At 63.6% G+C, this 4,368-nt stretch carries 4 protein-coding genes and 1 other RNA gene; all 5 read right to left on the reverse strand.

From position 1 onward, the window contains the following. Window positions 1-89: 89 nt before the first annotated feature. Complete coding sequence (gene recR, locus RMO18_RS01950; RefSeq protein WP_309663640.1) at window positions 90-686, reverse strand: recombination mediator RecR; 597 nt, start codon at window positions 684-686, stop codon at window positions 90-92. A gap of 1 nt (window position 687) precedes the next feature. After that, a complete protein-coding gene (locus RMO18_RS01955) occupies window positions 688-1,032 on the reverse strand; it encodes a YbaB/EbfC family nucleoid-associated protein (RefSeq protein ID WP_309663641.1) in 345 nt (114 codons plus the stop codon). A gap of 11 nt (window positions 1,033-1,043) precedes the next feature. Beyond that, window positions 1,044-2,807: a DNA polymerase III subunit gamma/tau gene (locus tag RMO18_RS01960; protein ID WP_309663642.1), complete on the reverse strand. Its 1,764-nt coding sequence runs from the start codon at window positions 2,805-2,807 to the stop codon at window positions 1,044-1,046. A 103-nt stretch (window positions 2,808-2,910) separates the two neighbouring features. Next, window positions 2,911-3,849 (reverse strand): ribosome small subunit-dependent GTPase A, encoded by a 939-nt coding sequence (gene rsgA, locus RMO18_RS01965; protein ID WP_309663643.1) that lies wholly within the window; start codon window positions 3,847-3,849, stop codon window positions 2,911-2,913. Between the two features lie 274 nt (window positions 3,850-4,123). After that, window positions 4,124-4,222: signal recognition particle sRNA small type (gene ffs / locus RMO18_RS01970), an RNA gene on the reverse strand. Window positions 4,223-4,368: the final 146 nt, after the last annotated feature.

Consider the following 4,368-nt stretch of genomic DNA (forward strand, 5'->3'; position numbering starts at 1 on the left):
CGCCCGATACCTCCCCCCCGCTCTCTACTCCCCCCACACCCACCCCGCGGCGGGGGCGGGCCGGCCGCACCCCCCCCCCCCCTCCGCCCTCAGAACTTGCGCCGTGCCTTCAGCGCTGCCCCGATGGTCCCGTCGTCCAGATAGTCAAGCTCTCCGCCGATCGGCACGCCTTGCGCCAGTGAGGTGATCTGCACCCCCAGCGGTTCCAGCACATCAGCGATGTAATGCGCCGTGGTCTGCCCGTCGACCGTGGCATTCAATGCCAGAATCACCTCGCGGGCAGCCTCATCGGCCACTCGGGCAATCAAACGGGGAATGCGCAGCTCTTCCGGACCCACCGCATCCAGCGCCGAAAGCGTACCGCCCAGAACGTGATAGCGGCCCTTGAACGCCTGTCCGCGCTCCATCGCCCACAGATCGGCCACGTCTTCGACCACGCAGATTTCGCCCGTTGCCCGGCGCGGATCGGCGCAAATCGCGCAAACCTCGGCGGTGCCGATATTTCCGCAGATCTGGCAGTCTTTCGCACTCAGCGCGACCTCGGCCATCGCCTGTGCCAACGGCGCCATAAGTTGTGCGCGCTTTTTCAAAAGCACCAGAACCGCGCGTCGCGCAGAGCGTGGCCCAAGACCCGGAAGTCGGGCCATCAGATCGATCAGCGCCTCGACACCCGTGTCGTCGGCCATCTCAGAACGGCAGCTTCATGCCGGCGGGCAGGCCCATGCTTTCGGTCAACTTGGCCATTTCCTGCTGACTTCTGGTCTGCGCCTTCGTCTGCGCGTCCTTGATTGCCGCGATGATCAGGTCTTCGACCACCTCTTTTTCCGACGCCACCAGAATCGACGGATCGATGTCCAATCCGGTCACTGCACCCATCGACGTGACCCGCGCTTTCACCAGGCCCGCACCAGATTCGCCAACAACCACGGTGCGTGAAAGCTCTTCCTGCAGTTCCAGCATTTTGGCCTGCATGTCCTGTGCCTTCTTCATCATCCCGGCCATGTCACCAAGCCCGCCCAAACCTTTCAGCATCGGTTTTCCTTTCAGTTGTCTTCGAAGGGATCCCACTCATCTTCCACCTCCGGCAACGCCTCGGCGGCAGCGCTGGCGGCGCGCACTTCCGGAGTGCGAATATCAGTGATCCTGGTGCCGGGAAAGGCCGTCATGACCGCTTGCACCAAGGGGTTTTGCATGGCTTCGGCGGTGACGGCCAGTTTGTCCTTGTCACGGTCTTCGGCAATCGTCGGTGCACCGCCAGTAGACACGACCGACACCCCCCAGCGCCCGCCGGTCCAGCCCTGAAGCCGCTGACTGAGGCGCGCGGCAAGGTCGGGGGCGGCATCCGCCGTCGGTTCAAACTCGATCCGACCGGGGGCATAGCGTGCCAGTCTGAGGGTGGTTTCCACCTCCACCAGCAGCCGCATGTCGCGCTTTTCGCGGATCAGTTCGACGATCTGGGGAAAACCGGCGTAAACCTGCAACTGGCTTTCGGCCAATGCCAGGGCCTGCCCCGATTGTGACGCATGGGCCTGCATCACTGGACCGCGCGCCGGTGCAGAGGGGGCCATTCGCATCGCGCCCGTATGCACGGAGCCACCACCGCCACTGGCCGGCGCGCCACCCGCCGGCGGCTGCGGTTGGGGTTGTTGCTGTGATTGCAGCTTGCGGATCAGCGTTTCAGGGTCGGGCAGGTCGGCGACATGGGTCAGCCGGATCACAGCCATTTCGGCAGCCATCATCGCGTTCGGCGCCAAAGCCACTTCTTCCAGCGATTTCAGCAGCATCTGCCACATACGGCTGAGCGCGCGCATTGGCAGCCGTGCCGCCATGTCCAGCCCGCGGGTCTGTTCATCGGGCGGTGTGGTCGGATCTTCGGCCGCAGAAGGCGTGATCTTGATTACAGAAATCCAATGCGTGATTTCTGCCAGATCGCGCAGCACGGCCATCGGATCGGCCCCATCGGCGTATTGCGCGGCCAGTTCCGCCAGCGCCGCCGCTGCCTCGCCCCGCATCACCAGATCAAACAGGTCCAGCACCCGCCCCCGGTCCGCCAGCCCCAGCATCGCGCGCACCTGCGTCGCCGAAGTTTCGCCCGCGCCATGCGCAATCGCCTGATCCATCAGGCTCATCGCATCGCGCACAGACCCTTCGGCCGCGCGGGTGATCAGCGCCAAGGCATCGGGCGCAAGGCTTGCCCCTTCCAGCGCGGCAATCCGCGCCAGATGCGCCATCATCACCTCCGGCTCGATCCGCTTCAGGTCGAACCGCTGGCACCGGCTGAGGACGGTGACCGGAACCTTGCGGATCTCCGTGGTGGCCATGATGAACTTGGTATGCGAGCGCGGCTCTTCCAGCGTCTTCAACAGCGCGTTGAAGGCGTTGATCGAAAGCATGTGAACTTCGTCGATGATGAAGATCTTGAAGCGTCCCTCGGCCGGCCGCGTGTTGGCCATGGAATTCAGCTCGCGGATGTTGTCGACGCCGGTCGAAGATGCCGCGTCGATCTCCAGCACGTCGAAAAACCGCCCCTCGGCAATGCCGACGCAGGGTTTGCAGATACCGCAAGGCTCGGTCGTCGGCCCGCCAGTGCCATCCGGCCCGACGCAGTTCAAACCCTTCGCGATGATCCGCGCCGTGGTGGTCTTGCCCACGCCCCGCACGCCGGTCATCACGAAGGCATGCGCGATCCGGTCCGCCGCGAAGGCGTTCTGCAGCGTGCGCACCATAGCCTCTTGCCCGATCAGGTCGGCAAAGGTCTGCGGGCGGTACTTGCGGGCCAGAACCTGATAAGCGGGTTGGTCGGACATGCGGCTCCCCTTGGTTCCCAAGCTTAGTCTGCGACTGTTGGAGGGGCAAGGACAGAGGCCGAATATGGCGGGGCTGATGACTCCGTCATTCCTTGCGGCGGCGTCAGGGCTTGCGATCGAACCGCGACTTCAAGGCTAGGCTCTTCTTGACTTGACGGCCAAACCAACGGGACCTTTCGCGCGCTTCCGCTACGGTTTCGGTGTTAATGCGGTCTTCGCGCTTCAGCTTTTCCCAACGACGCAGGCAGGCTGCGTCAAGGTGACCATCTTCGATGGCCTGAGGTACTGCACAGCCCGGTTCTGATTGGTGAGAGCAATCGTGGAACCTGCACTGTCCGATCAGTTCGGTCACATCCTCGAATACCGCGTCGATGCCTTCGGTCGCGTCCATAAGGCTAAGCGACCGCATGCCGGGTGTATCGATCAGCCAACCGCCGCCGGACAACGCATGCAAAGAACGGCTTGTGGTGGTGTGGCGGCCGCGTGCGTCGCCCTCGCGGATGGGCTGAGTGGGCCCGGCCAGCCCGGTCAGGCTGTTTGTCAGCGTCGTCTTGCCAACGCCCGAAGACCCAACCAAGGCTACGGTTTGCCCATGGCGGCACCAATCGCCAAGGTCGGTAGCGATGCCTGGATCGCGCGCGTCAAGCGTGAGGACACACAGTTTCCGGCGCAGGCGTTCTGCCCGGGCGCGATAGCTGTCAGGATCAGGACAGCTGTCTGCCTTGGTCAGCAGGATCACCCCCTCGGTTCCTGCGTCTGCGGACAAGGCCAGATACCGTTCAAGCCGCGCCGGGTTGAAATCGGCGTTGCACGAGGTGACGATAAACAGCGTATCGACGTTTGCTGCTATCAACTGGCTCGTCTTGCCTGATCCTTTGGCGCGGCGGCCAAGTTCGGTCTTTCGGTCGAGGCAACGCAAGATGCGCAGCCCGTCGGATAGAACCCAGTCACCAACTGCCAAATCACCAGTTGTCAGCGACCCGGCCATTGGCAGCGTGACCGCGTCAGTGGCGCAAAGCCCATCTATCTGGGCGTGGTGCACTGCTGCAATTCGGACCGGCGTCAGCGCAAGCTCGGTTTCTTCGAGTTGCGACAGAAAGAAGTTCGATCAGCCAAGGCTGGGCAGAGTGAGATCGAGTGTCATCTGAAGCGTTCCGTGCTAGAGGAAATCAGGCCCTGTGCAGGTCCGATGCGGACGTGCGGGCGGCTGGTTCGGACGGGAACGCGCTATTGCTGAGAGGGGCAGCGCTTAGCGCTGGTTCGCCCGGAGCATTGCTGAGACAGTCATAGGCGCACTCCGTTTCTGCGTGAACACAAGGTGAGAGGCTGGACAACGACCCAAGCGGGGCTCGTTACGGCTGCTTCCTTCCGGACCTGACCGGGTTGGCGAGGCGCTTACCCGCGCCAACCTCTCATCGCGGCATATAGGCGAAGGGGCGAAGCGGCGCAAGTATGCGTCAGGGATGGCTTGGAAACAGCCGCGCGGGAAGGGATCGCATCACATCCGACTTGCGCCGTGCGCGGGCCAGGGTCCAGCCCCCTTCGACGGTGATGAGCAGGG

This window comes from Tabrizicola sp., assembly GCF_031377265.1.
In the GTDB taxonomy this organism is placed as follows: Bacteria; Pseudomonadota; Alphaproteobacteria; order Rhodobacterales; family Rhodobacteraceae; genus JAUYQR01.